Annotated in this window: 23 protein-coding genes; all 23 read right to left on the bottom strand. The window is 55.9% G+C overall.

From position 1 onward, the window contains the following. Positions 1-22: 22 nt before the first annotated feature. The 23 genes from B5E62_RS01945 to B5E62_RS01835 all read right to left on the bottom strand — a co-directional run bounded on the left by B5E62_RS01945 (position 23) and on the right by B5E62_RS01835 (position 24,443). Positions 23-811, bottom strand: a complete 789-nt coding sequence (locus B5E62_RS01945; protein WP_087173080.1) for a sigma-E processing peptidase SpoIIGA — start codon at positions 809-811, stop codon at positions 23-25. A gap of 229 nt (positions 812-1,040) precedes the next feature. Continuing rightward, positions 1,041-2,270, bottom strand: a complete 1,230-nt coding sequence (ftsZ, locus tag B5E62_RS01940) for a cell division protein FtsZ (protein WP_087173079.1) — start codon at positions 2,268-2,270, stop codon at positions 1,041-1,043. A 169-nt stretch (positions 2,271-2,439) separates the two neighbouring features. After that, positions 2,440-3,183, bottom strand: a complete 744-nt coding sequence (locus B5E62_RS01935) for a cell division protein FtsQ/DivIB (protein WP_087173078.1) — start codon at positions 3,181-3,183, stop codon at positions 2,440-2,442. A gap of 53 nt (positions 3,184-3,236) precedes the next feature. After that, positions 3,237-4,322, bottom strand: coding sequence for an FtsW/RodA/SpoVE family cell cycle protein (locus tag B5E62_RS01930; RefSeq protein ID WP_087173077.1), 1,086 nt, complete (start codon positions 4,320-4,322; stop codon positions 3,237-3,239). A 13-nt stretch (positions 4,323-4,335) separates the two neighbouring features. Further along, positions 4,336-5,694: a UDP-N-acetylmuramoyl-L-alanine--D-glutamate ligase gene (gene murD, locus B5E62_RS01925; protein ID WP_087173076.1), complete on the bottom strand. Its 1,359-nt coding sequence runs from the start codon at positions 5,692-5,694 to the stop codon at positions 4,336-4,338. 22 nt (positions 5,695-5,716) lie between these two features. Further along, positions 5,717-6,673 (bottom strand): phospho-N-acetylmuramoyl-pentapeptide-transferase, encoded by a 957-nt coding sequence (gene mraY / locus B5E62_RS01920; RefSeq protein ID WP_087173075.1) that lies wholly within the window; start codon positions 6,671-6,673, stop codon positions 5,717-5,719. Between the two features lie 83 nt (positions 6,674-6,756). After that, positions 6,757-8,481 carry a peptidoglycan D,D-transpeptidase FtsI family protein gene (locus B5E62_RS01915; RefSeq protein ID WP_087173074.1) on the bottom strand — a complete coding sequence of 575 codons (1,725 nt, stop codon included), beginning with the start codon at positions 8,479-8,481 and terminating at the stop codon, positions 6,757-6,759. Positions 8,482-8,557: 76 nt separating this feature from the next. Beyond that, on the bottom strand, positions 8,558-10,375 hold the full coding sequence (locus B5E62_RS01910) for a peptidoglycan D,D-transpeptidase FtsI family protein (RefSeq protein ID WP_242957685.1): 1,818 nt from the start codon (positions 10,373-10,375) through the stop codon (positions 8,558-8,560). A 57-nt stretch (positions 10,376-10,432) separates the two neighbouring features. Then, on the bottom strand, positions 10,433-10,990 hold the full coding sequence (locus B5E62_RS01905) for a hypothetical protein (protein WP_087173072.1): 558 nt from the start codon (positions 10,988-10,990) through the stop codon (positions 10,433-10,435). Between the two features lie 37 nt (positions 10,991-11,027). Beyond that, entirely contained in the window at positions 11,028-11,963 is a 936-nt protein-coding gene (gene rsmH / locus B5E62_RS01900; protein WP_087173071.1) for a 16S rRNA (cytosine(1402)-N(4))-methyltransferase RsmH, read from the bottom strand. Between the two features lie 11 nt (positions 11,964-11,974). Further along, on the bottom strand, positions 11,975-12,415 hold the full coding sequence (mraZ, locus tag B5E62_RS01895) for a division/cell wall cluster transcriptional repressor MraZ (protein WP_087173070.1): 441 nt from the start codon (positions 12,413-12,415) through the stop codon (positions 11,975-11,977). A 257-nt stretch (positions 12,416-12,672) separates the two neighbouring features. Next, positions 12,673-12,915, bottom strand: coding sequence for a hypothetical protein (locus tag B5E62_RS01890; protein ID WP_087173252.1), 243 nt, complete (start codon positions 12,913-12,915; stop codon positions 12,673-12,675). A gap of 58 nt (positions 12,916-12,973) precedes the next feature. After that, positions 12,974-13,813, bottom strand: a complete 840-nt coding sequence (locus tag B5E62_RS01885) for a DegV family protein (RefSeq protein ID WP_087173069.1) — start codon at positions 13,811-13,813, stop codon at positions 12,974-12,976. 104 nt (positions 13,814-13,917) lie between these two features. Next, the gene (locus tag B5E62_RS01880; RefSeq protein WP_087173251.1) at positions 13,918-15,123 is read right to left on the bottom strand and encodes an FtsW/RodA/SpoVE family cell cycle protein; all 1,206 of its coding nucleotides are present in this window, start codon (positions 15,121-15,123) and stop codon (positions 13,918-13,920) included. 159 nt (positions 15,124-15,282) lie between these two features. Further along, positions 15,283-15,885, bottom strand: a complete 603-nt coding sequence (locus B5E62_RS01875) for a manganese catalase family protein (RefSeq protein WP_087173068.1) — start codon at positions 15,883-15,885, stop codon at positions 15,283-15,285. Between the two features lie 3 nt (positions 15,886-15,888). Beyond that, complete coding sequence (locus B5E62_RS01870) at positions 15,889-16,161, bottom strand: spore coat protein CotJB (RefSeq protein WP_087173249.1); 273 nt, start codon at positions 16,159-16,161, stop codon at positions 15,889-15,891. Next, entirely contained in the window at positions 16,161-16,454 is a 294-nt protein-coding gene (locus B5E62_RS01865) for a spore coat associated protein CotJA (RefSeq protein WP_164488596.1), read from the bottom strand. Before B5E62_RS01865 ends, B5E62_RS01870 begins: the two co-directional genes overlap by 1 nt. Positions 16,455-16,603: 149 nt before the next feature. After that, entirely contained in the window at positions 16,604-16,882 is a 279-nt protein-coding gene (locus tag B5E62_RS01860; protein WP_087173067.1) for a metal-sensing transcriptional repressor, read from the bottom strand. 64 nt (positions 16,883-16,946) lie between these two features. After that, on the bottom strand, positions 16,947-18,182 hold the full coding sequence (gene glyA, locus B5E62_RS01855) for a serine hydroxymethyltransferase (protein WP_087173066.1): 1,236 nt from the start codon (positions 18,180-18,182) through the stop codon (positions 16,947-16,949). A 178-nt stretch (positions 18,183-18,360) separates the two neighbouring features. Continuing rightward, entirely contained in the window at positions 18,361-19,623 is a 1,263-nt protein-coding gene (locus B5E62_RS01850) for a S1C family serine protease (RefSeq protein ID WP_087173248.1), read from the bottom strand. 112 nt (positions 19,624-19,735) lie between these two features. Then, complete coding sequence (gene glf, locus B5E62_RS01845; protein WP_087173065.1) at positions 19,736-20,836, bottom strand: UDP-galactopyranose mutase; 1,101 nt, start codon at positions 20,834-20,836, stop codon at positions 19,736-19,738. Between the two features lie 41 nt (positions 20,837-20,877). Then, the gene (gene glmS / locus B5E62_RS01840; protein WP_087173064.1) at positions 20,878-22,704 is read right to left on the bottom strand and encodes a glutamine--fructose-6-phosphate transaminase (isomerizing); all 1,827 of its coding nucleotides are present in this window, start codon (positions 22,702-22,704) and stop codon (positions 20,878-20,880) included. Between the two features lie 140 nt (positions 22,705-22,844). After that, the gene (locus B5E62_RS01835) at positions 22,845-24,443 is read right to left on the bottom strand and encodes a cohesin domain-containing protein (protein WP_087173063.1); all 1,599 of its coding nucleotides are present in this window, start codon (positions 24,441-24,443) and stop codon (positions 22,845-22,847) included. Positions 24,444-24,475: the final 32 nt, after the last annotated feature.

Below are 24,475 nucleotides of genomic sequence, written 5' to 3'. Positions count from 1 at the left end.
TCTTTCTCTCCTCCAATCTATACTATAAATCCGGATGGATGAGCATCCGGTATGTTCCGTCTGAAGATACCGCGTCCCCGCTGATCCCCACCAGAGGCCCTGTGATCCACCTCGGGCCCCTCTCATATATACAGAGCTTTTCCAGCCTCACGGCCGGGAGCACTCCATCCTTCCTTCCAACCGAGCGGTACGGGATATACCGCAGCGCATCAGGCATACGGCCCTGGAACAGCTCCTCCGCCGCCGCCCTCTCCAGGATGCTGACAGGGTCCCCGGTAAAGGGGTCTGTCAGGGAATTTCCGGTGTCGATGAGAGCCATCAGCGTCACCCTCCTGCCCTCCCAGAAGAGGTCTGCCCGGCACCGGCCGCGGCCGCGCCCCAGTCCGAGAGAGACGAGCCAGAGCACGCCGGAGGCAAGATAGTAGCTTCCCACAGCCAGAGCAAAAAAGAGGCTTCCCACCTCCACCCAGCCTCCGTACTGGGACAGATATCCCATGATTCCGCCCGCGAGAAAGCCGGATGCGTACAGAAGACAGAGGGCGTACACCATCCTCCTTCCCCATGGTATCCCAAGCCCTGCCCGCAGCATGACCACACTGACCACACCGTGGAACAGAAAAAATTTTATGAACGGACAGGGAAGCGGCCAGGCGGTCACCACACACATGAGCAGAGCTCCCGTCAGTGCTCCTAGAGCGATACGTCCAAGCGTGGCAGGGCTTTTCAGTATCCGTCTGACAAGGAGGAGCAGTATGTGGTCCATCATAAAATTTTCAAGAAAAAAAACGTCTATATACAGTTCATATTCCACATCACACCTTCTTTCTCTTTCGTGCAGATATCGCGTACTGCTTCGCCGTACCCGGGCAGGAATTATTATAAAGAGAAGAGGGCTTCAAAATTTGTCAGATGGTGCCGGGCGGGCGGCAGATTTTCTCGACAGAAAAATATGGTTTCCGCAGAAATACAGAAGTTTTCGAAAAAAAGGCAGAAAAAAGAGGCCGCACACTCTGTGCGGCCTCCTGAAAAGGCTTTGCTCTTTACTTTTTAAAGAAATCCGGGATCTTGATAGACTGCTCCTTCACCTTGCTGGTAGGAGTCCTCGGTGTATCCAGTGAAGGGGTGGTCCCTCCCATCGGACGCTTCAGTCCGCCTCCGCTGTTGGACGGCATCGCTCCCGCCTCCTGCCTCGGAGCATGGGTCGTGTGGGACGCATGTGATGTGTGGGCAGGATTCAGCTGCCTGTCATAGCTGCTGGCCGGTGGTACCATCCCGGAGCGGCCCTCCAGCCTGGATTTCAGTTTGGAGGAGGTTCCGCCTACATTATGTAAGCCTGTCGCAATGACGGTGATGGTTGCCTCGTCCGCTCTGGAATCATCGTACATGGCACCAAAGATGATATTGGCATCCTCTCCCGCCAGATCCTGCACGAACTCAGCCGCATCTGACGCGTCCATAAGGGTGATATCACCGGAAATATTGATGATAACATGGGAAGCCCCTGCAATAGTAGTCTCAAGCAGCGGGCTGGCAACAGCCTGCTTCACAGCCTCCAGCGCCTTGTCGTCGCCGCGGCCCTGTCCGATTCCGATGTGGGCGATACCCTTGTCCGTCATGACTGTCTGCACGTCCGCAAAGTCCAGGTTGATAAGGGACGGAACATTGATCAGGTCCGTGATGCCCTGGATACCCTGCTGCAGCACTTCATCCGCCTTCTTCAGAGCCTCCGGCATAGTCGTGCGTCTGTCTACTACCTCCAGGAGTTTGTCATTGGGGATGACAATGAGCGTGTCCACGTTCTCCTTCAATTTATCGATCCCCTGCAGAGCATTGTTCATACGGGTCTTGGACTCAAAACGGAAGGGCTTCGTGACAACGCCGACTGTCAGAGCGCCCTGCTCCTTTGCGATGCGGGCAACAACGGGTGTGGCGCCGGTTCCGGTTCCGCCTCCCATACCGCATGTAACAAATACCATATCAGCGCCCTTCAGAGCAGCGGAAATCTCCTCCGCGCTCTCCTCTGCCGCCTTCTCTCCGATCTCCGGACGGGCGCCAGCGCCGAGTCCTTTGGTGATCTTGTCTCCGATCTGCATCAGTGTGGGCGCCTTACATAACTGCAGGGCCTGCTTGTCTGTATTGATAGCGATAAATTCAACGCCGGCGATCTGTTCGTCGATCATTCGGTTGACAGCATTGTTTCCGCCGCCTCCAACTCCAACAACAATGATTTTTGCCGCCGCTTCTGACTCGTTTGTTTTAATTTCTAGCAAGGGTTTCTCCTCCTTTGTTTCTATCCTTATTATATAATTATACATCCCATAACGGCGGACTGACAGCCCGCCATATATACTATATAATATAAGCTTTTGTGCAAAATATCAATAGAATTTTCTCTATTTTTATGGATTTCCGCTCATTTTTATGTAGAAAACAGGGCATTTACTCGGGCAGCACATCCGGGCTGAAGGAGACAGCATCCCCCTTCTCCTCAAAGTGCTCCAGATGGAGCGTTCCCCGCCGCCCCTCCAGCTTGGCCAGGATGGGGGAAATCTGAGCGATCTTGTCCGCGGTGATATCGTCTCCAAGGAGCACGCATATCTCCCCGAACCAGAGCTGGATGTCCTCTCCGCTGCACACGATCCGGTCCGGGGAGAGCTCAAACTCCCTGACCTGACAGGTCACATCCAGGATGGACCGGAACAGGGCCTCGTCCCCGTTCCCGAGAGTCTTGTAGAGCTCTGCCCCGGACACATCCAGTCCCTCGACACAGGGCACTCCCTCCAGGACCTCGCTGTCCATCTTCACCACCAGCCCCTCCTCGTCAAAGTACACGTTCTGTTCGCCGTTTTGCACATAGGCCAGTATCTTTTTCTCGTCCACAGTCACCCTCACGGACCAGGGAGCTGCAAGGGACACCTTCATGGAGTCCAGGCTTCCCGGCATATCGTAGTCTGTAAAGCGGTACTTGTACAGAAGATACAGCGAGTTCATGGAAAGCGGGTCCTCCTCCACAAGGTCCACGATCTCCTGACTGTCCGTGTACTCGTTGCCCTCCACTTCGATCCGCTGCACATAGAAGAGAAGGAACAGGGCAAGCAGGATAATGGCCAGTCCCAGGACAATGACGGTCAGCGCGTATATTTTATGGGATTTTTTATACCCCTTATTCTTCTTTTGCTTCATGTAAAGCCTCCTGTATTTTCTGCCGGATGCTTTCAGCGCCCGGCGCTTTCCTGTTATTTTACCAGAGATGACACACTCAGCACAAGCCCCATTTCCAGGAGAAGGAAGACCACCGATGTGCCTCCGTAGCTGATAAAGGGCAGCGTGATCCCGGTGTTTGGTATGGTGTTGGTCACCACCGCGATGTTGAGGATCACCTGGATCAGCATATGTCCCATCGCCCCCGCGGCAATGAGGGCTCCGAACAGGTCCGGTGCTTTGCTGGCGATGACGTAGAACCGCCAGATCAGGATGAGGAAAAGCAGCAGGATAAAGCCCGCCCCGAAAAGTCCCAGCTCCTCGCAGATAATGGAGAAGATCATGTCATTCTGCGCCTCCGGGACAAAGCCCAGCTTCTGCACACTGTTCCCAAGCCCCCTGCCGAACAGGCCTCCCGAGCCGATGGCATAGAGTCCCTGCAGGGTCTGGTAGCCCTTCTCGTAGGCCTCCGGGTTCCTCCAGATGGCAAGCCGCTCCAGGCGGTAGCTCTCCAGCGCCAGGAAGACAGCCAGAAAGGCGCAGCCTATGACTCCCATCCAGACAAACTGTCCGTACCTGGGGCTGGCGATGAACACGAGGACCACACCGATCCCCAGGATGATGATGGCGGTGCTCAAGTTGCTGGCCCCCACAAGGCCGGCAACAGGCAGGATGAGGATCATGATCCCTGCCATGACCCGCATCTTCTTTACTTTGTCCGCGCACTTTGTCACCAGGTCGGCCAGAAAGAGGATGACTGCCACCTTGGCAAACTCCGAGGGCTGAAAAGAAAACGGGCCCAAAGAAAGCCATCTTCTGGACCCGTTGTACTCATCTCCCACAAGAAGGACAGCGACGGACAAAAGCACCGCCGCCAGGTAGGCCGGCAGGGCGAAACGGCGCAGGACATGGTAGTCCATATTGGCCGTCACAAACATGGCCGCTATCCCGATGGTTGTGGCAAAAACCTGCTTTTTCAGATAATAATAAGGATCGTTAAATTTCACTTCCCCGTTCCAGGCGCTGGTGCTCTGCAGGATCACAAGCCCGGCCAGGAGGAGAAGAGACAGCGCCGCAAGCAGCGTGTAGTCATATTTTTTCTTTTTGGATGAACCCGGCAACCTATGCTCTCCCTTACAAGGAATTTACAATCTCTTTGAATTTATCTCCCCGTTCTTCATAGCTCTTGAACATATCCCAGCTTGCGCAGGCGGGGGACAGAAGGACCGCGTCCCCGGCCGCGGCGGCGGATGCCGCTCTTTGGACCGCCTCAGCGAAGCTGTCCGCAAACACATAGTCGGTAAAACCGCACTCCTTTGCCTGGGCGGCGATCTTCTCCCTGGTGTCTCCCAGGAGCACGAGGAGCTTCACCTTCCCATCAAAGCTTTCGATCCACTCTCTGTAGTCGGACTGCTTGTCGTAGCCTCCCCCGATCAGCACGGTGGGCCGCCTCATGGCCTGGACCGCCTTGATGGCGGCGTCCGGGTTGGTGCCCTTGGAGTCATTGTAGTAGGCCACGCCCTCCTTTTCTGCAACAAACTCGATCCGGTGTTCCACGCCCCTGAAGGCCTTCACTGTATCCCGTATCACGTCCATGGGAACGCCGTAGGCGATGGCCATGGCGGAGGCCGCCATCACATTCTCATAGTTGTGTGTGCCCAGAAGCTGGAGCTCATCCACGCCGCACAGCGTCTCCTCCGCTCCCTTGGCTCCCCTGTATATTATATGACCGTCCTCCAGATAAATGCCTGTATCCAGCTTCCTGGCGCTGGAAAACCAGATCACCTTCGCCCGCAGCCCTTCTCCGAACCGGCGGAGCACCTCATCCTCGTAGTTGAGGATGCAGTGATCCTCCTCCGTCTGGTTCCTTGTGATATTTTCCTTGGCCTGGATGTAGGCCTCCATCGTGTGGTGCCGGTTCAGGTGGTCCGGTGTCAGGTTGAGGATGGCGGACACCCTGGGCCGGAAGGTGACGATACTCTCCAGCTGAAAGCTGCTCATCTCGGCCACAATGACGGAGTCCTCCCTGGTCTCGTCCACCACCGTGGTGTAGGGATTTCCTATATTTCCCACCACGAAGACACTGTCAAAGGCGTTCTTTGCTATCTCACCCAGGAGAGAGGTGGTGGTGGTCTTCCCGTTTGTACCTGTGATGGCCAGTATTTCTCCTTTCCCGAAGAGGTAAGCCAGCTCGATCTCCCCGATGACCTCTATCCGCTCCTCCCGCATCCTCTCTATGACAGGCAGGTCCGTGGGGACGCCGGGGCTGAGCACCACAAGGTCCAGCTCGCCAAGCAGCTCCTCCGGAAAGGGGCCGGTGATGATCCTGGCGCCGCTGCCCTCTCCCATCTGCCTCCTTATCTCATCTTTGTCCAGCTTGTCATTGCCATCGTAGAGGACCACGCAGGCTCCTCTCTTCTCCAGCAGGGTGCCGGCGCCTATACCGCTTATCCCCAGACCAAACACAAGTACTTCTCTTCCTGCTATATCCATTATACTAGTCCTCTCCTTCCTGCTACATGGCCATGAGAGCGATCAGGCAGAGGATGGCAGTGATGATGGAAAACACTGCCACGACCTTTGTCTCCGACCACCCGCAGAGCTCAAAGTGATGGTGGATGGGCGCCATCTTGAAAAAGCGCTTGCCCCCGGTCTTCTTAAAGTATGTAACCTGTATCATGACAGAGAGCACCTCCACCAGATAGATCAGGCCCACGATGACAATAAAGATGGGCATCTGCAGCATGTAGGCCGTGGAGGCCACAAAGCCGCCCAGAGCAAGGGAGCCTGTGTCTCCCATGAACACGCTGGCCGGGTACACGTTGAACAGGAGGAAGCCCAGAAGGGCTCCCACCACCGCGCAGGTGATCGGCTCAATGCCGCTCTTTGTGCCCACTGCCACCACAGTGAAGAAGGTGGCCACGAGCACTGTCACGCTGGAGGCCAGACCGTCCAGGCCATCCGTAAAGTTCACCCCGTTGACCGTGCCGATCACCGCCACAAAGAGAAGGGGAATGGCCAGCCAGCCTATGTCCAGATATCTGCCGCCCGAGAAGGGGATGAGCATGGTCAGGGACACATCTGTAAACTTTACGAGGTAGAAGGCAAAGATTGCCGTTACAAGGATCTGCAGGGCCATCTTCTGCCTGGGGAAAAGACCGTCAGACCTCTTGAGCACCACCTTCAGATAGTCATCCAGAAATCCTATGAGGCCGAAGCCCAGGGTCACAAATAAGATGGGGATGATATTCGGGTATCTCCCGATATAGATGACCGATGTGAGCACCACCGCGGTCAGGATGATGACGCCTCCCATAGTGGGCGTACCCGCCTTTTTGAGATGGGATTTCACTCCCTCCTCCCTCTCTGTCTGGTCCATTTTCAGCCTGCGGAGCACCGGGATCACGACCGGGCCCATGATCACGCTCAGCGCAAAAGAAATGAGCACTGGCACAAAAATTGTATAGTCCATAGATACACCTCTCGTCTCTTTCGTTATTTTCCTGGCACAGGACTGCCGGGCAGTCCATGGCTCCATTCAGTATACTTCATTTCTCACTCTTTTTCAACGCCAAGATAGGGGAGGATGTTCTCAAAAATCTCCCGTATCACCGGCGCCGCAATGGTCCCGCCATAGTAGACGCCCTGGGGGTCATAGATGATGCACATGCCCAGCACCTGTGGGTCATCTGCCGGAGCAAAGCCGATGAAGGAGGATATATACTTATTGGCGCTCCGCGGCAGTGTCTGGGAGGTGGCTGTCTTCCCTCCGATGCGGTAGCCTTCTATGGCCGCGTTTTTCCCCGACCCCTCCGCCACTACCTTCTCCAGGATCATGCGCATGGTCTCAGAGGTCTCCTTTGATACGATGCGGTCCTTCTTTCCCCGGTCCAGCTCCAGCTCCTCCTCCCCATCCTCATCCAACACCCGGACACCCACATGGGGCGTCACCCGGAAGCCGCCGTTTATGAGGGAGCTGACCGTGGCCGCCATCTGGATGGGCGTCACCTGGAAGGACTGGCCAAAGGACATGGTGGCCAGTTCCACCGTGCCGATGCTCTCCCGCCTGTGCATGATGGTCCCGGCCTCCCCCGGCAGGTCCACGCCGGTCAGGTCCAGGAGGCCGAACTGCCGGTAGTAATCGCAGAAAGTGTCCGCTCCCAGGCGCAGGCCCACATCAATGAACACCGGGTTGCAGGAATTCATGACTCCCTCCACAAAGGTTTCCTGGCCATGGCCGCCCACCTTGTGGCATCGTATCTTCCGGTCCTCCACTACCCGGTAGCCGGGGCAGCTGAAGGTGTCATCCAGCTCCACCACTCCTTCCTCCAGGGCCGCCGACGCAGTGATGATCTTAAAGGTGGAGCCGGGCTCGTAGGTGTCATTGATGCATCGGTTCCGCCACATCTGGTTCAGGGCATCCTGTTTCTCCTCGTCCGACAGGGCGGATGCGTCTGTCCCCGTGTTCAGGGTAAAGGGATCATTCAGGTCAAACTCGGGCACATTCACCATGGCCATGACCTCCCCGTCCCGCGGGTCCATAAGGAGGATGGAGACGCCGTCCGCCTGCTTCTCCTCCATCACCTTCTCCGCCATCTGCTGGGCATACATCTGCAGATTGCAGTCCAGGCTCGTCTGCAGGTCATTTCCGGCCACCGGCTCGACCCGGTCCTCCGCCTCCCCCGAGAGCTCAATGCCCCGGGCGTCGGTGGTGGTCAGTATGGTGCCGTTCTGCCCCTTCAGGTACTCCTCGTACTTCACCTCGAGGCCTATGATGCCCTGGTTATCCGCTCCGGTAAATCCAAGCACCGTGGAGGCCAGGTCGCCGTAGGGATAATACCTCTTGAAATCCTCATCCACCTTCACCCCGTCAAGCCCCATGTTCCGTATGATATCCCCCGTCTCCTTCTCCACGTTTGTCCGGATCCTCTCCATGGAGGAGACCTTCTCCACCTTCTCCCTGACCTCGCTCTCCTCCAGTTCCAGCGTCTGGGACAGAGCCCGTATCACCGCCTCCGGGTCTGTTATCTGGCTGTGGATGACAGAGATGGTACACACGGTCCGGTTGTCCGCCAGCACCTTGCCCGAGGCGTCCAGTATCCTCCCCCTGGCCGCCTTGATCTCCCTCTCACGCTGGTGGAGCGCCTCCGCCTTCGCCTGGTAGTAGTCCGCCTCAAATATCATGAGCCAGACAAGGCGTCCGGCCAGAAAAAGGAGGATACACAGGGCCGCCAGAAAGACAATGAAGAGTTTCTTCTTATTATATGTCCGGTTGCGCACAAAAAAACCTCACAAAAGCCTTTCTACAATTTATGAGTGCTTCTGTGAGGTTATACATCTCCCTCTATACTGTTTTCTACTGGCTCTGCGCGGCATCTCCCGCATCCGCAGCAGCCGTCTGGGTGATACCCAGGTAGGGGAAAATCTCCTTCATGATATCGCTGGCCATCTGTACGGCCAGGGAGCTCTGGGCCTGATCGTACTCGTTGGGCTCGTCGATGACAACATAGATGGCTATCTCCGGATTTTCCTGGGGTGCGTAGGCGATGAAGGAGACCAGGTTCTTGCCCTCGCTTCTGGGAAGCTTCTCGGCTGTTCCCGTCTTTCCTCCCACTTCATAGCCCTCCAGATCAGCCAGCTTTCCGCTGCCCTCCAGGACCACGCCCCGCATGTAGTCCTTCACCAGGGTGCTGGTCTCCTCTGAGACAGTGCGCTTTACAAGGACAGGGTCCACATTCTCGATCACATTGCCGTTTTCATCCTGGATCTGCTTTACGATATGGGGCTCATAGTAATAGCCGCCGTTGATGAGGGAGCAGAAGCCCGCCATCATCTGGGTCATGGTCACATTGAAGTTCTGCCCAAAGGCATTTGTGGCAAGGCTGGTCTCATCCATATTGTCCGCCGTGTAGAGGAGGGCAGAGGTCTCCGCCTCTCCAGGCAGGTCGATGCCCGTCATCTCGCCAAAGCCGTAAATGTGCTGATATTTGGAGAAATCCACAGCTCCTATCATCTCCCCGATCTGCATCAGGGCCACGTTGCAGGAGTTCTCCACAGCACCCTTGACAGTCAGGGTCCCGTGGCCGTCCCGGTTGATGCAGTGGATATCGTAGTCTCCTATGTGAAGGGAACCGCCGCAGTAAAAGGTCTCATCCCCGGTGAGGGCTCCCGTCTCCAGGGCCGCCGCCACGGTAAATGGCTTGATAGTGGAGCCGGGCTCGTAGGTGTCTGTGACGCAGAAGTTTTTCCACAGATTGTTGAGGGCGTTCAGCGTCTCCTCGTCACTCATGGCATCAAGCTCCTCCTGGGTATAATACTTCGTCAGGTCCCTGGGGTTGTTCAGGTCAAAATTGGGATAGCTGGCCTCCGCCAGGATCTCCCCGTTCTGGGGATTCATGACCATGACCGCCGTGTTTTTGCTTCCCTCTCCCGGGGTGGCGTTGTTTTTCCTCTCATCGTTAAACTGCTGGATGTATTTTTCCACCACGCTCTGCACCTGCAGGTCGATGGTGGACACCACGGTCTTCCCGTTCACCGACTCCTTCACGGTCCGCTCCACGGAGGAGCCGCTGTCCAGATAGCCGTACTCCCGGCCGTCGGTGCCGTTGAGGGTGGAATTGTAGTACCCCTCTATGCCCCCGTTCCCCACGTTTCCGTCCACGGTAAATCCCAGCACGTCGGAAGCCAGGGTGCTGTAGGGGTAGGTCCTCTGGTAGTCATCCTCCAGCCAGATCCCCTGCACATCCGGATAGTTCTCATCATCCTCGTCTATCTCGTTAAATTTCTGGGCCGTCTCATAGTCGATCCCCTTCACAAGGACGCTGTACCTGCTGTCCGGGCTGTCCTCTATGAGGCTGTCCACGGTCTCCTCCTCTATGCCAAAGCAGTCCTTCAGCACCTGCTTTGTGGGCTCCACGTAATCCTCGTCACTGAGCATGGCCTTCACATCCAGGACTACATTGTACACCCGCTCGCTGGTGGCCAGCTTGGTGCCGTTCCTGTCCACAATGTCTCCCCGCTTGTAGGGAATGACCCTGCTGTCGTACTGCTGCTGGTCCAGCACGATCTTTGTGTATTCCTCTCCGCTGGAGGCGTTGATATAGGTGATCCTCACCACAAGACCAGCAAAAGCTAGTATGATCCCCACATAGAGGATAACTAGCTTTTTCTGCATGAATTTGGGAAATTTCTTCCGCAATAATTTTTTTACTTTTTTGGTCATCTTTACACCTTAGTCCTGTACATTGTCTGCGCTGGCAATAATACCGCTCTCCGGTATCTGCTCATACTGTTTCACGTAATCCCCCTCAGGACTGTCATATTCCACGATCTGTCCGCTCTGGGCGGGCACCATTCCCATCTCGCTCTCCGCCTTCTGCTTTATCTGGTCCAGATTGACAGAGTCAACGATAGAATTGTATTTCGTGTTATTCTCCTCCCGCATGTCAGCCAGCTCCTCCTGCAGCGCCGTAATTCTGCTGGACCGGCTGGTGATCTCCGACTGGAGGCGCACATAGTTCACACAGATAAAGAGCGCCATCACCGCCGCCACTGAGAGGAAGATCACATATCTCTTCCCGACCCGCAGCTCTCTGCGCTGATTCTGGCGGACCTGCCGGCTCCGGCGGCTGCTCCTCCTCCGCCGGGGCTCCCGGTACGGCTCCTCCTGCCGCCGGGGCTCGTGATCCGGCTTTGCCACCGTGTTCCCGTACACGTACATAGAACGGGTATCAGCGGCGCTTCTTCTGTATGTACTTGTCCTTCTGGATGCCGCTCTCCCTGCTGCCATCTGATATTCCCCTTTCTATATACTCCCCGCCCTCTGCCTAGCCTCTCTCGAAAATGCGGAGCTTCGCGCTCTTGGAGCGGCTGTTCTCCTCCATCTCCTCCGGGCCCGGCAGGATTGGCTTTCTAGTTAAAATACTCCCTTTTGACACCTTTCCGCACACGCACACCGGAAAATCCTTCGGGCATGTGCAGGGGTCTTCATTTTTCTTAAATGCACTCTTTACGATCCGGTCTTCCAGGGAATGGAAGGTGATGATACACAGCCTTCCGCCCGGATTCAGCAGATCGATCATCTCATCCAGAGAATTTTTCAGCACATCCAGCTCTCTGTTCAGCTCGATACGGATAGCCTGAAATGTCCTCTTTGCCGGATGCCCGGACTTTTTCTGGAATTTCATAGGGATGGCTCCCCTGATGATCTCCGTCAGCTGTCCGGTAGTTTCAATGGACCTCTTTTCGCGCTCGATCACGATATGTTTGGCAATATTCTTGGCAAACTTATCCTCCCCGTAATCTCTTATAACGCGATAGAGGTCCTTCTCACTGTAGTCATTGACAATGTCCCTGGCCGTCATTGTCTGACGCCTGTCCATCCTCATATCCAGGGGTGCATCTTCGCGATAGGAGAATCCCCGCTCTGCCGTATCTAACTGATAAGATGATACGCCCAGGTCGAGCACGATCCCATCGACCTTGTCAATGCCTAATCTTTGGAGCACGGACTTCATCTCACAATAGTTGCTCCGGACTATCGTGACCTTCTCCCCGAAGTCCTTTAAGCGGATGCCCGCCGCCTCGATGGCGGCCTCATCCTGGTCTATTCCTATAATACTCCCCTTGTCACCGAGGCGTCTGCATATCTCGTACGCATGTCCGCCTCCACCAAGCGTTCCGTCCACGTAAATGCCGTCCGGCCTGATGTTTAATCCATTTACAGTTTCTTCAAGCAATACTGACCTGTGTTTAAATTCCATATCTTCTCCCTCTAGATACTGAATCCACTCTCCTCCATGTCAGATGCGATATCCTCGATCGTGAGTTCCAGTTCAGCATTCTTTTCATCCCATCTGGCCTTGTCCCAGATTTCGGCACGCTTCCCCATACCGATAAACACAACCTCCTTCTCGAGCTTTGCGTAGGTGCGCAGGGCTGGTGGGATCAATGTTCTACCTTGCTTGTCAAGGTCGCCGTCATTCGCACTTCCCTGAAAGAAATGTGCGAAGGCACGGGCTTTTTTGTCTGTGGTCGTTGGTAAGGCGTTAAGCTTCTCTTCAAAGGCGGTCCATTCGTTTTCCGGATACACGTACAGGCAGTTCTCCATGCCTTTTGTTATGACGAAATGCTCCCCCAGATCGTCACGGAACTTGGCTGGAATGATCACCCTCCCCTTAGGGTCGATATTATGACTGTACTCTCCTTTCAACATCAGAACTCACCCTCTTTCAAAGTGGTCTGCCACTTTCGCTCCACTTTGTACCACTTTTCACCACTTTCTACCACTTGAGACCATTGTAAACCACTTCACAGGTGATTTCAACCCTTTTTTTGCAAAAATCAAAATAAACAGATGCCCGCCCGCGCAGGCACGGCGGCCGCCGGGAGCTCCGGCAGCCCCGGGCTCTGACTCATCGCCGGCACACAAAAAAAAGACAGGTCTTTCCTGTCTTCTTTCCTGTCTCCATGCTATTCTTCTGTGTTCAGGCTGGTCTCGTAATCCGTGATCGCGTTATAGTCCACCTCAGCGGTCTCCACAGGCCTGCTGTCCTCGTACACCCTAAAGGCAGAGTATCCGATCCACCCCACCAGGGCCACGGCAAGGACCGCGACCACGCAGCGGCGGATAATATACTGGACCTTCTCCTTTTTCATGATCTTCTTTCGGTTGGCTTTTTCCTTTTTATATCTGTCCACTTTCTCCTGGCTCATCTTCATGCACTCCTTCTGTCGCTCTTAAGCTAGTGCCATTTTACCATAAAAGGCCGGATTATACAACTACGATTATCCCGCCGTCAGCGGCGTACATACTGCTGATACCGGCCGTATCCAGGACGATCACATCCCTGGGCCGCATCCTCTCAAGGAGCAGCTCCTTCACCCTCCCGGCTCTCTCCGGGCAGTTGCAGTGGCTGATGGCCAGTACCTTTTCCTCCGGCCTCTTCACGCCCCGGGCAACCTCGTCTATCATCTTTTCCAGCGCCTTCTTCATGCCTCTGGCCTGCCCCAGCTGGCAGATGGTCCCCTGGGGGGTGGAACCCATGACAGGCTTTATGTTCAGCGCGGAGGCCATCAGTGATTTGATCCCCTTCAGGCGTCCGTTCTTTCGGAGCGTCTCCAGTGTCTCCAGGACAAAATACGTGTGCTGTCCCTCAATGTAGCCCTCCACCGTGCGGACTACCTCCTCAAACTCCATGCCAGCCTCCTCACACTCCTGTATCTTCAGGGCGATCAGCGTCTCTCCAACGGAGGCAGACCGGGAGTTAAAGACATAGATATCCTTCTCTCCGTATTCTTCATGGTACAGATTTTTCCCCAGCACGGCGCTGTTGTAGGAGCCGCTGAGCTCAGCCGACAGAGTCACCGCATAGACGCGCTCAGCCTCGCAGCGGTATCCCGCCATGTAGGTCTCAGGCGAGGGGCAGGAGGACTTTGGTGAGTTGGGGCTCTGTGCGATGAGAGCCAGGAACCTCTTCTGGTCAAAGGTCTCATCGTCTACTATGTGATGCTCGTCAATATCAATGCTCAGCGAAGCCGTCTCATAATATCCGGAGCGCTTCATCTCCTCCGTAAGCTCTCCACAGCTGTCCACAATAATCTTAAAACTCATTTCCGTTCAATCCTCCGCATTATCTATTGCTATTATACGTAGTATCAAAAACTACTTTATATATCATAGCACAATAATCCGCAGTTGAAAAGAGTTTTATCCTCTCACCCCATCCTGACCTGCCTGGAGATCCCCAGGGCAAGTCCCATCTCTGCCATGAGGAACAGGATGGATGTTCCGCCATAGCTGATAAAGGGCAGCGTGATACCCGTGTTGGGGATCAGATTGATGACCACCGCCACATTCAGGATCACCTGCAGGGCTATATGGCAGAAGATGCCGCTGGCCACAAGGGCGCCGTACATATCCGGTGCGTTCTGGGCGATCACCATGAGGCGGTACAGGAGGAGCCCGAAGAGGAGGAGCACCATGATGGCGCCGAACACGCCCAACTCCTCACAGATGACCGACAGGATCATATCGTTCTGCACCTCAGGGATAAACTGCTTCTGGGCGCTGTTTCCAAGTCCCTTGCCAAAGAAGCCGCCGGAGCCCACCGCGTAGAGCCCCTGCACCACCTGGTATCCGATGCCGGAAGAGTACCTCTCCGGATCCAGCCAGACCAGGAGTCTTCCAAGGCGGAAATTCCCCTCAAAATCCCCCGCCTCCACGAGGGGCCCCAGGAGCATGGGGATGAGCAGGACCGCCGCCACGCCCGCCACCACAGGCACGATGAACAGGGCTTTCTTCGGGTGGACAATAAAGACCATCAGAAAAGAGATGCCGAACACGATGATAGCCGTGCTCAGATTCTCTGTCAGGAAAAAGACGCAGGCCGCTGACAGGGCTCCCCAGCAGAGCACTCTCACGATCCCCGCCAGCGTGTTTATCTGCTTTCCCACCTGGCAGATCACCACAGGGATAAAGAGGATGACCGCGATCTTGGCCAGCTCCGAGGGCTGCAGCTGCTGACTAAAAGGAAGCCGGAGCCACCGCCTGGCGCCGTTTACCTCCTTCCCCAGCGGAGTCTGCACGAGAGCCATCAGGATCAGGGAAAGAAAAAAGATCCTTTTCGCCAGTTTTGACCATATATGATAATCGATAAGGGAAATCAGGTAGGCGCCCACCGCTCCTGCCAGGCAGAAAAGGATCTGCCTCTTAAAATAGTACATGCTGTCCCCATAATCCACCTGGGCCGCATAGGCGCTGGCACTGTAGAGCATGACCAGACCGAAGCAGATCAGAAAGACCATGGAGGCCACCAGACTGTAATCAAAATACCGTATACTGTTTTTCACTCTCGCCCGCACCTTCTCCGATCTGGCGGAGGCTCCCCCCGGGCGGCCGCTCTCCCCGCGGCGGTCAGGCATCTGCGTGACTTTGTTGTTTCTGTTATCCATTACATTTACACTCCAATCCTTGTGCCAGTCTGCACCGACGCATATATTATAACGGCAACAGGAGATAAAAACAAGCCCGGAGAAGAGTCCCCCTCCAGAGGGGCTCTCCCGCGGGCCGGATGCTTCCTCCTATTTTCCCAGGTCAAAGGCCGGGTTGAAGGCGTAGAAGTTGCGGCTGTCCAGATGGTCCTGGACAATGCGCAGGCTCTCACCGAAGCGCTGGTAATGGACGATCTCCCTCTCCCTCAGGAACCGGATAGGGTCAGCCACCTCCGGGTCCTTCACAAGGCGGAGGATATTGTCATAGGTGGTCCTTGCCTTCTGCTCTGCCGCCATGTCCTCATGCAGATCCGTGACAGGGTCCCCCTTTGACTGAAAGGTGGTGGCGCTCCATGGCACGCCTCCGGCTGACTGGGGCCACAAAGCCAGCGTGTGGTCCACGTAGTACTTGTCAAACCCGCACCGCTCGATTTCCTCGGCGGACAGATCCTTCGTGAGCTGGTAGACGATCGCGCAGATCATCTCCATGTGGGCCAGCTCCTCCGTACCGATATCTGTCAGTATGCCCGTCACTTCCTTGTAGGGCATGGTATATCTCTGGGACAGGTACCGCATGGAAGCGCTCAGCTCCCCGTCCGGGCCTCCGAACTGACTGATGATCACCTGTGCCAGCTTCGGGTTGGTCTGGGTGATCTTTACCGGGTACTGCAGCCTCTTTTCATAATTCCACATAAATCAGCATCCCCCTTCCTGCCACGGCCACGGTTCATTGATCCAGTTCCACCTGTCTGTCTCCGAGGCATCCGCCGTATCGATCGTGAGAGGGCCGTAGTATTTGGCATACTCCTTCAGCGCACGGTTTCTCTTCGCCTGGCACTCGTCGAAAAAGGCCAGCGCCTCCCGGTCCCCCGGATGGGTGTCCAGGAAGAGGGTGGTGTCATTCAGCGCGAAGCTGACCACGTTGATCCAGTGGAGCAGGTCTCTCCTGCACGGTCTGTTGTCTGCCATCATCGTCTCCCTCCCGCTCCTGTAAATGGTTTGTTCAGCTCCTCAAAGATCGTCCCGCAGCACAGCGCTTTTTCCAGGTCAAATATCCCATACCACTCCTGCCACGGCACATAGGCCATTGCGACAGGCATATCAGCGAGCTGCTGAGAGTCCCTCTTGCACACGGCGCCCTGCCGCAGGGACGTCTGCTGCGTATTTTCCCGCCTCTGTATCCCCTGCTGCATTCCCTGGCCGGGGCATCCCCGGCCCTGCCATCTCTGGCAATCCTGCGCCTGATAACGGTAATTCGGCATGTAGATTGCTCCTTCCATATATGATCTGCACTATTATTTTATGGAAGGTCCGGGAAAATGTGACAAAGGGGAGTCCTGCCCGGCGGCCGCCCCGCCTTGCAGAACTCCCCTTCTCGGGATTCTCGGGATTTACTGTCTCACAGCGAAAATCATTTCATCAGCTTTTTGATGGACTCACAGAGCTCATCCACCACTTCCGTATTCCCCTTCTGGATCTCCTCCACCACGCAGGAGTGGATATGGCTGGACAGGAGCTCTTTGTTGAATGCGTTCAGTGCGGCCTGTATGGCCGAAACCTGAGTGAGGATATCCACGCAGTACTGCTCCTCCTCCAGCATCTTCTTGACGCCGCGCACCTGCCCTTCCACCCGGTTCAGACGGTTCATCAGCTTCCTCAGTTCTTCTTCATCTCTGTGTTTTGTCTTCATGTCTGTCTTTCCTTTCGTCACCGCTGACCGCCCCTGTTCCGCACGTGCTGCTCCCGGGACCAGGTCAGATCAGGGGATACTTTCTCGTAAGGCCCTCCACGATCGCCCTGGCCCTGTCCATGTTCTCCTCGCCCGCCAGCACCAGCCTGATGGCCTCAGCGATCTGCTCCATATCATCTTCTCTCATTCCCCTGGTGGTGACAGCCGGCGTTCCGAGGCGGATGCCGCTTGTGACCATGGGTGAGCGGGGTTCATTGGGGATGGTGTTCTTATTACATGTGATGCCGGCCTGATCCAGCCTCTTCTCCAGCTCTTTCCCTGTCACGTCCTCGCCGCTCAGGTCCATGAGCATCAGGTGATTGTCCGTCCCTCCGGACACCAGCTTCATCCCCCTTGCCATCAGCGCCTCGGCCAGGGCCCTGGCATTCTGGACGACCTGCTCCTGGTAGGCTCTGAACTCCGGCTGGAGCGCCTCCTTGAAGCACACTGCCTTCCCGGCGATCACATGCTCCAGAGGGCCGCCCTGGATCCCCGGGAATACCGCCTTGTTGAAATGAAACCGGTCCGCCGCCTCCTGGCTGGACAGGATCATACCGCCCCTCGGGCCCCGCAGCGTCTTGTGGGTAGTAGTAGTCACTACATCCGCATAGGGGATGGGACTCTCGTGGAGGCCCGCCGCCACCAGGCCGGCAATGTGGGCCATATCCACCATAAGATAGGCTCCCGCCTCGTCCGCGATCTCCCGGAATTTCTTAAAGTCAATTTTCCTGGCATAGGCGCTGGCCCCCGCGATGATCATCCTGGGCTTCTCCTCCAGGGCGGTCCTTCGGACCTCATCGTAATCAATAAAGCCATCGTCCCCCACCCCGTAGAAAGATGTCTCAAAATAGCTTCCGGAAAAGTTCACCGGCGAGCCGTGGGTCAGGTGTCCGCCGTGATCCAGGTTCATACCCAGGATCTTGTCGCCGGGCCGGAGCATAGCAAAAAACACGGCCATGTTCGCCTGCGCGCCGGAGTGGGGCTGCACATTGGCATACCCGCAGCCAAACAGCTCCTTGGCCCTCTCCCGGGCCAGGTCCTCCACCACATCCACATAGTCGCAGCCGCCGTAGTAGCGCCTTCCCGGATAGCCCTCCGCATATTTGTTGGTCAGAGGGCTTCCCATGGCAGCCATGACCGCCTTGCTCACCCAGTTCTCAGAGGCGATCAGTTCAATGTGGGAGTTCTGTCTCTCCATCTCATGCCGGATCGCCTCCGCCACCTCGCTGTCTGTCTTCTGGATTTCTTCAAAGCTGTACATTCTGTCTCCTCCTTATAACCAGCCTGGGGCTGTTGGTGCATTCCTTTTAACAGGTATCTCAACCACGATGTGGTCATTACGATGTGGTTATTATACCATATATCTCCCGGCAAAAAAAGGAGTATGGCGTCAATTTCTGCCACACTCCTTTGTGCCGTCCTTCTGCCGGGCTCTGTTTTTAGTTTGGATCAGGTCCCAGGGTCACGGAGACGGTCTGCTCTTCATACTGGCCGCCGCTGGCGGGAACCTGGACAGTCAGCTCCACCGTCTCACCCACCGCATAGTAGGAGAGCTGATCCTGCAGCGTCTCCATGCTGTCTATAGTGACGCCCTCCATGCCGGTGATGATGCTGCCCTTGGAGAGCCCCGCCTGGTCAGCGCCGCTTCCCTCTGTGACCTCAGAGATATAGACTCCCGTGGGCATATTGTAGGCCTCGCCGATATCAGAGGAGACATCCTGTCCTGTAATGCCCAGATATCCCCTCTCCTCATCGGAAACCCTTGTCCTCGTCTCTCTGTTCATCAGAGCAGTCAGCACCTCGCTGGCGTCTGAGATGGGGATAGCGTAGCCCATTCCCTCCGCCACGGTGGAATTGATCTTGGCTGTATTGATGCCGATGACAGCGCCGTTGGCATTGAGCAGGGCTCCGCCGCTGTTGCCCGGATTGATGGCAGCGTCCGTCTGGATCAGCTCGCTGTTAAAACCATCCATGTCGATCTGACGGTTTGTGGCGGAAATAATGCCTGTCGTCACTGACTGTCCATAGCCGAGGGCATTGCCTATGGCGATGGCCGGTTCTCCCACCTGCACCTCATTGGAGTCCCCGAGGGTGGCGATGGCGATAGACTCCATCGTAGAATCCTTGATGGACTCCAGGGGGACAGCCACGATGGCCAGGTCTTTGGATGGGTCTGTTCCCTTTATGTTGGCTTCCACATTTTCCTCATCCGCAAATGTGACGGTCAGCGTGTCCGCCCCCTCCACCACATGGTTGTTGGTGGCGATGAGCAGCTCCGTGTCGGACTGCTGGACAATGATGCCGGAGCCGAGGCTCTCGCTCTCCTGCTCCTGGGTCTGTCCGAAGAAGCTCTGGACCTCCTGGATGCTCATATTCGTGATAGACACAATGGAAGGCATGGCCTGCTCCACAATGCCCGACACATCGGAGGTCACCGTGCTGGAGGTCTGGTTCAGCTGAGTGGCCGTGGATGTCTGGCGCACCTCTTTTGTATCCTCCCCGGTCGCCCGGTCCACAATAACATTTCCCGCCTGGAACGCCGCGCAGGCCACGATGCCAAAGACAAGCCCTCCGCTGATGATGGACAGCCACTTCTTCGAGCCGCCGTTCCCCTTTTTCTTCGGCTGCTTCCCGCCTGGCTGTTCATCCCATATATTCTGATCATCCGACCCCGGATTGTAGTAGTTGTACTGGTTATCCATAATGCAGACTCCTTTCATATCTTTTGCTTTCTATGACTGTAGTCTAACCTATAATTGTGTTTAAACTGTGATGGATTGATTAAATAACGTTAAAACACGTCTGCATCTCTTCTCATACCAGCTCTCTCTGCACAAGCTCCAGTGCACTGGCGATCACCTTATCCATGTCATAATAGCGGTAAGCCCCCAGCCTGCCGCCAAAGACCACCTTTTCCTCCTGCGCGGCCAGGGCAGCGTACTTTCGGTATAAAGCGGAATTTTTCTCATCATTTACCGGATAGTAGGGCTCCTCTCCCACTCTCCACTCAGAGGAATACTCCCTGGAGATCACGGTCTTCTCCTGGGTTCCGAACTCAAAATGCTTGTGTTCGATGATCCTGGTCCAGGGCACCTCCCTGTCCGTGTAGTTGACCACCGCGTTGCCCTGGTAGTTGTCGCAGTCCAGCACCTCCGTCTCAAACCGGACGCTCCTGTACTCCAGAGGTCCCAGCCGGTAGCCGTAATACTCATCGATCATACCTGTAAAGATGACCTTCCCGGCGGCGCCCTCGTAAGTCTCCCTCTCCTTCAGGTAGTCCACCCCTGTCCGGACATCCGCCCCCTCCAGGAGTTTCTCGATGATGCGGGTGTAGCCGCCAACGGGGATCCCCTGGTATCTGTCGTTGAAATAATTGTTGTCGTAGGTGAACCGCAGAGGCAGCCTGCGGATGATAAAGGCCGGCAGGTCTTTGCAGTCTCTTCCCCACTGCTTCTCCGTGTAGCCCTTCACCAGCTTCTCATACACGTCCCGCCCCACAAGGGAGAGGGCCTGCTCCTCCAGGTTCCTCGGCTCCTCTATGTGAAGGTCCGCGATCTGGGCAGCTATGATCTCCTTCGCCTCCCGGGGCGTGCGGATGTGCCACATCCGGCTGAAGGTGTTCATGTTAAAGGGGAGATTGTACAGCTCGTCCCTGTACACTGCCACCGGGGAGTTGATATAGCCGTTGAACTCCGCATACCGGTTGATGTAATCCCAGATGTTTTTGTCCGAAGTGTGGAAAATATGGGCCCCGTACCGGTGCACCTGGATGCCCTCCACCTCTTCTGTGTAAATGTTTCCCCCGATGTGGTCCCTCCGGTCCAGCACCAGGCAGGTCTTCCCTCTGTCCATGGCCTCCCGCGCGAACACAGCCCCGAAAAGGCCGGCTCCCACTATAAGATAATCGTATTTCATCAGCAATTTCCTCTTTTACTTTCCTTCGTACTGCTGCTATCTTACTCCACTGTGACAGATTTGGCAAGGTTTCTCGGCTTATCCACATCGCAGCCCCTGCCTACAGCCACATAGTAGCCGAAGAGCTGCAGGGGGATGATGGCCAGTGAATTGGTAAAATATCTGTTTGTCCTGGGGATGTAGACGACATAGTCCGCCGCTCTCTCCACCTCGGTATTGTCCACATTTGTGACAGCCATGACAAAGGCTCCCCTCGTCCTGACCTCCACCATGTTGCTGATGGTCTTCTTGTAGAGTTCCTCCTGGGTCAGCACAGCGCACACCAGCGTCCCCTCCTCGATGAGGGAGATGGTCCCGTGCTTCAGCTCCCCTGCAGCGTACGCCTCGGAGTGGATGTAGGAGACCTCCTTCAGCTTCAGGGACCCCTCCAGGGAGATAGCGTAGTCGATCCCTCTCCCAATGAAGAAAATGCTCCTGGCCGCCAGATAGCGGTTGGCAAATTTCTGTATCTTGTTCTGGTTGTTCAGCATCATCTCCACCTGGGCAGGCAGCTCCTTCATCTCCTCGATCATCTCAGCCAGCCCCGCATCGGACAGCTCCCCCCTCACATGGGCAAACTTCATAGCCAGCAGATAGAGGGCGATGAGCTGGGCCGAGTAGGCCTTGGTGGTGGCCACGGCGATCTCCGGGCCGGCCCAGGTGTACATCACATTGTCCGCCTCCCTGGCAATGGAGCTTCCCACTACATTGACGATGCCGAGCACCCGCACGCCCTTGGACTTTGCCTCCCGCAGGGCTGCCAGCGTGTCTGCCGTCTCCCCTGACTGGCTCACCACGATAAGGAGAGTTCCCTCCTCCAGGATGGGGTCCCTGTACCGGAACTCGGAGGCCAGGTCCACCTCCACCGGGATCCTGGCCAGCCCCTCAAACACATACTTGCTGGTCATGCCTGTGTGATAGGCAGAGCCGCAGGCCACGATCATGATCTTGCGCACAGCCTTTATGTCCTCGTCGCTCATACCCAGCTCCTCGATGACGATCCGTCCGTCCTTCAGCCTGGGGGAGAAGGTATCTGTAATGGCCTTCGGCTGCTCGTACATCTCCTTCAGCATGAAGTGCTCATATCCGCCCTTTTCCGCCGCATTGACATCCCAGTCGATGTGGACCGTCTCCTTCTCTATCGGCTCCTCGTCCACATTGAAGAACTCCATCTGGTCCTCGGTCATGCGGACGATCTCCTCGTTTTCTATAAAGACCACATCTCTTGTATATTTCAGCACCGCAGGCACATCGGAGGCGATGATGCTGCCTCCCTTTGTGTGTCCCACGATCAGCGGGCTGTCCTTGCGGACCGCATAGAGCTCATCCGGATGATCGCTGAAAATGATACCCAGGGCATAGGAGCCCTCCATCCGGTGCATCACCTTTGTGATGGCCCGCAGGGGGTTCCCGTCATAGTAGTAGTCCAGCAGCTGGGCGATGATCTCTGTGTCCGTCTCCGACACAAAGGCATACCCTTTCTTCTCCAGCTTCTTCTTCAGCTTCAGATAGTTCTCGATGATGCCGTTGTGTACCACGGCTATGGTCCTGTCCTGATTGAAATGGGGATGCGCATTGGTGTCAGAGGGCGCTCCGTGGGTGGCCCACCTTGTGTGTCCGATCCCCAGGGTCCCGGGCAGCAGCTCTCCGCCATGGCTCAGCTCACTTAGGACCTTCAGTCTCCCCTGGGCCTTCATCACATGCATCTCCTGCCCGTCATAGGCCGCTATGCCCGCCGAGTCATATCCTCTGTACTCCAGCTTTTCCAGTCCGTCCAGCAGGATAGGTGCTGCCTGCTGATCTCCGATATATCCGACTATTCCACACATACTTGTCTCTCCTTATCCTGATTTGTACATAAATCCGTTTTTTTTGCACTATCAAGCTGTATTGTACCAAAAATCCATCCACGTGTAAAGAAAAAGGAGAATGCGGCATCCCACATTCCCCTTATTTTTAAGTAAAGCTGTTAATCCAGATCGATGATATCCATCTTGAAGGTGTCGTCCTCCTCCGCATGGCTGCGCCTCTCGGGTGTCTTCTTCGGCCTCTTGGCCGGCTCCCTCACCCTGGCGTTCAGCAGGGCGTCCAGATCGTCAATATCCTCCTCGTCATCCGCGCGGCGGCTGCGGCGGGGCACATCGTCATAGGAGCGCTTCGCCCCTCTTACAAAGGCGTCGTAATCCTCGTCGAAGTCCTCATCATCATACTCTTCCTCTTCGTAGCTGTCCTCGTCTTCACCGTCCAGATCGTATTCATCCTCACTGTCAAAGCCGTCCTCAAAGTCATCGTCCTCGTAATCCTCGAACCCGTCGTCGAACTCAGACTCCTCGTCCGCAGCCAGCTTATCCTGCTTTCTGGACTTTTTATCCGCCTTCTTGTCTTTCTTTTTCTTCTCAGGCACTTCCTCCGGCTCATCATCCAGGTCTATGCCGTACTCGTCGTAGAGGTCATCCAGCTCCAGGTTGCGGTGATGGAGCTTGACAAGGGCCACGATGAGGATGATGACCACGAGCACGAACAGCACGCAGGCTGCAACCAGGACCCAGCGCAGGTTATCCTGGATAAACTGCAGGGCAGATCCCAGGATGCCGTCCGCCTGTCCGGACTCATCTGTGGAGATGGACAGAGGCCTCACATACCTCTGGTAGGTTCCGTCTGTCGTATCGTACTGATAGAGCACTTTGTTGCCATCGCTGTTCAGGCCGTACACCAGGTAGTACTCTGTATTGTTCGTATTCTGCCACGCCGGAAACTCCTTGCCGTTCAGGGTGAGGGTGGTCTCCTGGTAGCCGCCGGGAATATCCACCGTGCCGTCATCCTGCAGGAGGATCAGATACCGGTCTGTGGAGAGCTCAATCTCCTCAAAGGGGGAAAAGCTCCCGTCATCTGTATTGTACAGGAAAAAGTCGCCGTCTCCGCCGGCTGCCGGAACAAGGTACATGGCCGTCGCACCGCTGGAAGCCTGTGTGACCACCGTGCAGGTCTGCCCCTCAAACTGCATCTCTGAGCGCTCAAACCCTCCCGGGATGATCGCATCGGAGAAATCGCCGGAAACCACGTAGGATGTGCCGTTCACCTCCACCGAGACCCCGGTGGCTGACGCCGACGAGGTGTCCTGGATAAGCGAAGGATCGCCCGGGCCGATGGTGATAGTCGACTGCCCTCTTGTCACGTCGATGGAATCACCGTCCACATCCGTTCCCGATGCGGAGGAAATCTCGATCACTGTGGTACCCTCCTGGAGAGCCTGGAAGGTCATCGTAAAGTTCAGCTGCGTGGAAGTTCCGTCCCCCGCACCGCTCAGCGACAGGGTGCCGTTATTGTCCGTCACCTGGCTTCCCGACACAAAACGCAGCATGGACGTGTCGTAGGTGAGAGTCGCCTGGGCCGACTGCACCGCCACTGTCCCGGTAAACGTAGCCGTCACTTCTACCTCGGCCCCCACAGTCGTGGAGGGGTCGGAAAAGCGGAGCTGACCCGAAGATGCGTATGCAGAAAAGGAAAAACCTGAAACCAGCATACACACCGCCATCAATGCCATTAATGCTTTTCTCAATCTTCTCATCGTTCTTTTCCTCTTTTTTATTCGTTATATTT

The sequence above is a fragment of the Lachnoclostridium sp. An118 genome, from assembly GCF_002160985.1.
GTDB classification, from domain to species: domain Bacteria; phylum Bacillota; class Clostridia; order Lachnospirales; family Lachnospiraceae; genus Claveliimonas; species Claveliimonas stercoravium.
Note: the sequence above shows the minus strand (reverse complement) of the source record. Positions and strands in the feature narration are given on the sequence as shown.